The 6,185-nt window shown below is 36.3% G+C and carries 3 protein-coding genes and 1 riboswitch; of the genes, 1 reads left to right on the top strand and 2 read right to left on the bottom strand.

Annotated features, from left to right (window positions below; genetic code table 11):
• Positions 1–270: 270 nt before the first annotated feature.
• Positions 271–358: riboswitch (cyclic di-GMP riboswitch) on the bottom strand.
• Between the two features lie 235 nt (positions 359–593).
• A complete protein-coding gene (locus FBQ94_RS07810) occupies positions 594–1,883 on the bottom strand; it encodes a porin family protein (protein ID WP_007221153.1) in 1,290 nt (429 codons plus the stop codon).
• Positions 1,884–2,283: 400 nt separating this feature from the next.
• Between FBQ94_RS07810 and FBQ94_RS07805 the strand changes: the two genes are divergently transcribed.
• Positions 2,284–4,293: a thioredoxin-like domain-containing protein gene (locus FBQ94_RS07805; protein WP_007221154.1), complete on the top strand. Its 2,010-nt coding sequence runs from the start codon at positions 2,284–2,286 to the stop codon at positions 4,291–4,293.
• 65 nt (positions 4,294–4,358) lie between these two features.
• Here FBQ94_RS07805 and FBQ94_RS07800 read toward each other — a convergent pair whose 3' ends face one another.
• Positions 4,359–6,167, bottom strand: coding sequence for an ABC transporter ATP-binding protein (locus FBQ94_RS07800; protein ID WP_007221155.1), 1,809 nt, complete (start codon positions 6,165–6,167; stop codon positions 4,359–4,361).
• Positions 6,168–6,185 lie beyond the last annotated feature (18 nt).

Genomic DNA, 6,185 nt, shown 5'->3' with positions numbered 1-6,185 from the left:
TTTGCCCTTATCAGGTTCGTACTAAACAACTTTACTACAGAAGAATGCTTAAAATTACTTTATATGAGGGATTTGCTGCCTCCTTTCTTAAAGAGTTCAGGGCAAAATAAATAGTGTTTAAAATTGAAAAAATTATAGAGAGGATAAAAATGGAAAGAAAAAATGGATGCTTTTTAAATGATTTTGAGATATGGAATAGTAACATACCAGCACCTCCATATAGAATTGGGCCGCAACAAACACAGCGGCCTATGTGAAGTGCTGTATTCGCCCGGCAACCCTGCTACCATGTCCTTATGAAGGATTTAGGCCAGTGGCTTTGCGTCCCATCCTTTCGAATGGTTTGCCCTTATCAGGTTTCTAAAAATTAATTTTATTATTTCAAAACATGTAAATTGTTCAATGCAAAATTAGCAGTTCATATACCAACAAATTATATAATTACTACAAAAATAGTAATATCAGATGTACTTAGTATTTACGATATTTTTTATCTTAAAATGAATATGATATGGAGCATGTCAAAAAATTTTTAAATGAACAAAAATGTATTTTATGGTACATGAATGCACTTTAGTTATCCTGTTCTTAAATTAAAAATTTAATCCGGCGCTTAGAGATATTGTATTTTTCGTGAGGTCACCCAAATTAATAGTATTATCTCTGCGGTTATAGCCATAATCAAATTCAGCAAACCACCAATCTTGAGGATTGTATATTATATTCAAGTTAGCGCTAATGCCATTAACCTCTTCAACAATGCCCAATGCATCGTTGCGTTCAAAAAATTCGAGATTGAAATAATTAACTTCAACGGATGCCTCAAATCGATCAAGTTCCCAGGTATATCTTAGTCCAATAGCAGTAAAAAAATAGGAATTATTATCGGTAGAACGCTGTTCTTTTACACTTCTCTCCGCAAATACCTCAATTGATGAAACTGGAGTAACAAAGTATCGATTTCCTAAGATAGTCTCGAATCCTTCAAAATTTTCAAGAGTACTGTGGTTTCCATAGTTACTGGTCCTATAATGAGTTTTTAAATATAATTCATTTTTTGGAGTGATTTTCCACTCTATATCAAAAGGAATATTTTTCTTTATACTATCCCTGTTTGGGCTTGAATCGTATCGCACAATACTATAAAGAAATCCAGAAGAAATCTTAATTGGCAAAAAAGGATATTGGTACTCAACAATTGCACTTAGAGTATCAACATTCGAATCGGAATCTTCAAACTCCTCTTCTTGATAACTCACATCACGGTTGGTATAATGAATCGAGAAATCGAGATTAGGAAAAAAAACAGGAAAATCAAGATCAAAACTTGCGGTGTTCGTTATAATAGTTCTTCGGTCTACAAAGACATTAGGTCCTTGATCTTCAATTGGAATCTCATCATCAATAATAGCTCCAAAAAATCTTCTCTGTACCCCAGGGGGAATCACACTTCTTTTTATCCTGTCACTGAAACTGAGTTTGAAATCATTAGCAAAGTTGAAATCTATGGCTCCTTCTAATGATTGATTAACATGGTTGTTGTCTTGTATACGCATATACTCATAAATTGCGGCGTTGTAATCGAGGTGAACAAGTGAATAATCAGAAAGAGGTGATAAAAGTCCTATATTAAACTGGTGAAGAGTGTAAAAATCCGCTGTCTCATCTTCTGAAGTGTTGAATACATTGTCATCATAAGTTTCAATTAGCTCATATGATGGTTTTATTTCGAGCGTACCTATATGCAAGTTATTATAAAGCATATCGATTTCTTCCATAATATGGAAACCCGGCTGGTCCGGAAGTCCATCTATTTCGAGATTTTGAGAGAGCGCCTCTTCGCATAATGCGCAAGAAGGTCTAAAAAATATAAAAAAGATCATCAGAAAAACAATGCTCAATAAAACAAATTGCCTACAATAGTTAGTTTTCATGAATAATATAAGTATTTTTTTATTGATTATAGAGATGCAATTTTCCATTTTATCTGAGGATTCTATTCTAAACAGGAAAGATTTTCAAATATAATCTGGAAAATTATTTAGAGGGGGAATTAAAGAAATGAATTTTCTTGTATAAAGATTAAAGATATCGGTAGAATCGGAGAGGGGAAAATATAAAAATACCTAAGGGGATATAAAAAACTTCTCCATGAAAATTTACAGTATAAAAAATTAGGAAAAAGAACATGGAATTAGCATATTTTATTATTAGTGTAGTATCATTGATTGTAGTTTGTCTTCTATTTTATGGAAAATATCTTTTCAAGCGTAAGAGAAAAAAATGACTATAAGAAAGATACGATTTTGTGCGTGGTTTTTTTTCCGAACTACGATATTCTTTATCTTAATGTTTACCTTTTTTTATCCTGGAGGATTATCTGTGGCATCGGCACAGAGAAAAAAGATTCCTGCTCCTGAATTGACAGGCGGTACCGCCTGGCTTAATGTCGCAAGGCCACTTACCCTTGCTGATGTAAAGGGAAAGGTTGTACTCCTTGATTTTTGGACATATTGTTGTATTAACTGTATGCATATTATTCCAGATCTCAAAAAATTAGAGACAAAGTACCCAAATGAATTCGTGGTTATAGGAGTACATTCTGCAAAGTTTAAAAACGAACGGGAATCAGAGAATATCCGGCAGGCCATTCTCCGATATGAAATTGAGCATCCTGTAGTTAATGATAGCAATTTTGCAATTTGGCAGGCCTACGGAGCCAAAGCATGGCCTACGCTTGTATTAATCGACCCTGAGGGAAATGTGGTTGGGAGAGATACAGGAGAAGGGCATTATGATGTCCTGGATAAAATAATTGGGGATGTAATCTCTGAGTATCGTTCTAAAAATCTTCTGAGCGAAAAACCCTTACCTATTTTATTAGAAAAAGGCAAAAAGGGTCCAAGTCTTTTTTCCTTTCCGGGTAAGGTGTTAGCGGATGAGATATCAAATCGCTTATTTATTGCTGATTCCAATCATAATCGAATTGTTATTGCTACCTTAGATGGCAAAGTTCTTGATGTTGTTGGTAATGGTAAAATAGGCAAGGATGATGGTACCTTTACAGAAGCCAGCTTTAATCATCCGCAAGGGATGGCATTCCACCGTGATTATTTATATGTAGCAGATACCGAAAACCATCTTATTCGCAAACTAGACTTAAAGACAAAAACGGTTAAGACAATTGCCGGTACCGGTAAACAGGCAAATTTCATGGCTGCTGGTGGAATGGGTACATCATCTCCTCTTAATTCACCCTGGGATCTGGTCTTTTTAAAAGGGCAGTTATATATAGCCATGGCTGGGGCTCACCAGATATGGAAGATGAATTTGGAGACTACGGTTTTTGAGCCTTATGCTGGTAGTGGCAGAGAGGGTTGCATCGACGGTCCATTAGATACGTGTGCTCTGGCGCAACCCAGTGGCATTACCATCGCTGATAAAAAGCTTTATTTTGCCGACAGCGAGGTAAGTGCTGTTCGTTATGTAGATATGGAAAAAAAGGAGGTAAAGACGGTTATTGGACGAGATCTTTTTGTTTTTGGGGATGTGGATGGTCAAGGTGAGGAGGTACGTTTACAGCACCCCCTTGGTGTATGGAATTATAATGGACTTATTTATATTGCTGATACTTATAATCATAAAATTAAGGTATTAAACCCGCTGGACAAGACATGCCGGACAATCTTAGGAAGTGGACAGTTCGGTCACGATGATGGTAAAGATGCTCAGTTTTATGAACCTGGTGGTCTCAGCATTGCTAATAATAAATTGTACATTGCTGATACTAATAATCATGCTATCCGGGTAATGGATATAAGGACAAAAGAAGTGAATACTCTACAAGTTACGGGATTAAAGGTAGAAGTCTCAGAGAGCAAACCACTCACGATTACATTACCTTTTGCAAAGGTATTAGAATTACCGTTAAAAACCCTGAAAGCAGAATCCTGCATACAGTTAACATTAAACATCGACCTTCCTAAAGGGTATCATTTGAATCCTAATGTCCTATTAGTATATAGTATTGAAGCGGGAAATGGTGTTCAGGTAGAGCAGGGTAGCCAGGAGATAAGACTTGAAAAACCTGTATTACCTATAAAAACATCTTTTAAAACTGAGACTGAGATACAAATTACCGATTTAAAAATTTCTGCAGGTTTTTACTATTGCAGAGAAGATAATCAGGGAGCATGTTATGCTGATGCAGTGATCTGGCATTATCCACTCAAAATTGATAAAGATTCTGGCGATAGTGTGGTAACAGTAAATTATTCAGCAGTCTTACCCTAGTATTCCTTATTAGGATATAAACTGTATCCTTGCATATATTTTGAAAATTTGCAGGGGTGTAACAATTATGCATGGCTCATCAACTCTTCTCTCTTGTATATTTTGTATAATTGGCTATAGAGACCACCAAGTCGGAGTAGTTCTTCATGACTCCCTTCTTCTGCTTTTTCTCCTTTGTTTATTACGATGATCTTATCGCAGTGAAGGATAGTAGAGAGCCGGTGTGCGATGAAGATGGATGTTCTGCTTTGAGAAATTTTCTGAATAGCGTTTTGGATTAATATCTCTGATATGGGGTCCATGCTTGATGTTGCCTCATCAAAGATTAATACCCGTGGGTCGTAGATTATGATTCTGGAAAGAGAGATAAATTGGCGTTCACCTACGGAGAGATTTGCGCCTCGCTCCAGGATTTCCATATCGAGCTCCTTTGGCATCCGTTTTATAAACGGCATCAATCCCAATTCCTCGATGGTGCCTAATATCTCAGAGTCTGATATGGGTTTAAATAAAGTAATATTGTCTCGTAACGTACCTGCAAATAAAAAGACATCTTGACTTACTAATCCAATAACGTGCCGTAATCCAATTTTTTCTAATTTTCGTATATCAATCTGATCCAGACAGATTATACCCTTTTGGATCTCATAAAGCCGTGTTAATACATTTACAATAGATGTTTTTCCACTACCCGTTACACCTACCAAAGCGGCAGATTGACCTGGTTCTATTTGAAATGAGATATCCTTTAATACATAACTATGACCATTATAGCTAAACCAAACATGGTCAAATTTTATTGCTCCTTTGAAGTCACTTTTGGAAATTTCTCTGCTGGGATTCGGGATGATGTAATCGGCCTCAGATGGTTCTTTCATAAGAGAAAAGATGCGCTCCAGTGATGCCATAGCACCTTGAAAGATATTATACTTTTCCACGATATCCCTGATTGGTTCGAATAAGCTGTGAATATATGAGAGAAATGCTACCAATACTCCCAAAGTGAGAAGATTATTTGCATATCGTATAGCGCCGTACCAGAGGATTAGACCAACAGTTAATGCACTCACGATATTAATCGAGGGTTGAAATACAGCAAAATAACGAATGTATTTAACTTGTTCTTTCAAATAGTCATTGTTGATCTCATTAAATTTATCATAATTCTTTTTCTCCCGGTTAAAGAGCTGGATAACCTTCATCCCGGTAAGATTTTCATTGAGATAGGCATTGATACGTGCCAACTTGCGCCGGATTTCTCGAAATGAATTTTTCATACGGGTGCCAAACCAGAGGGCGATTATGATAATAACAGGGAGAAGGGCGAGTGTGATAAGTGCAAGTTCCGGTTTTAACATAAACATGGCCACAAAGATACCGATGATGATGCAAATATCCGCAATTACCACAATAACACCAGCCGAAAAGAGTTCTCCAACGGCTGCAATATCATTCGTTAAACGTGTAATGGTCCTTCCAACAGGATTTTTATCGAAAAAAGAAATAGGAAGTGATTGGACATGGTTAAAAAGTTCCATGCGCATATCGAGCATAACCTTTTGTCCAATGGCTTGGATATTATAACTCTGCGCTATTACCAGGAGTAATCGCACTGTTTCAATTCCTAGCAAGGCTAATGCTAGCTTGTATAGTAATAATGTGTCTCCTTTGTTTATACCATTATCAATGGCATATCCAAAAAGATAAGGGCCTAGCAAAAATAAGACAGTGGTAATCATCACCATAAGAACGGATAAAATGCCGGATACCTTATAACGCAGAATATAAGATAATAACTGTCGTATAACCGTTCTCTCGTATAATTTACCCGATAAAATATCTTCACTAAAAAACTCTTCTTTTTTCATAACCATGGTTTTACCACAAAGATG

Origin of the sequence: Candidatus Jettenia sp. AMX1 (assembly GCF_030263775.1) — a bacterium.
GTDB lineage: Bacteria > Planctomycetota > Brocadiia > Brocadiales > Brocadiaceae > Jettenia > Jettenia caeni.
This window is presented reverse-complemented; position numbering and strand designations above follow the sequence as displayed.

Coding starts and splice junctions, on each gene's coding strand:
- FBQ94_RS07810 (WP_007221153.1), bottom strand. CDS start 1,883: ATGATCTTTTTTATATTTTTTAGACCTTCTTGCGCATTATGCGAAGAG.
- FBQ94_RS07805 (WP_007221154.1), top strand. CDS start 2,284: ATGACTATAAGAAAGATACGATTTTGTGCGTGGTTTTTTTTCCGAACT.
- FBQ94_RS07800 (WP_007221155.1), bottom strand. CDS start 6,167: ATGGTTATGAAAAAAGAAGAGTTTTTTAGTGAAGATATTTTATCGGGT.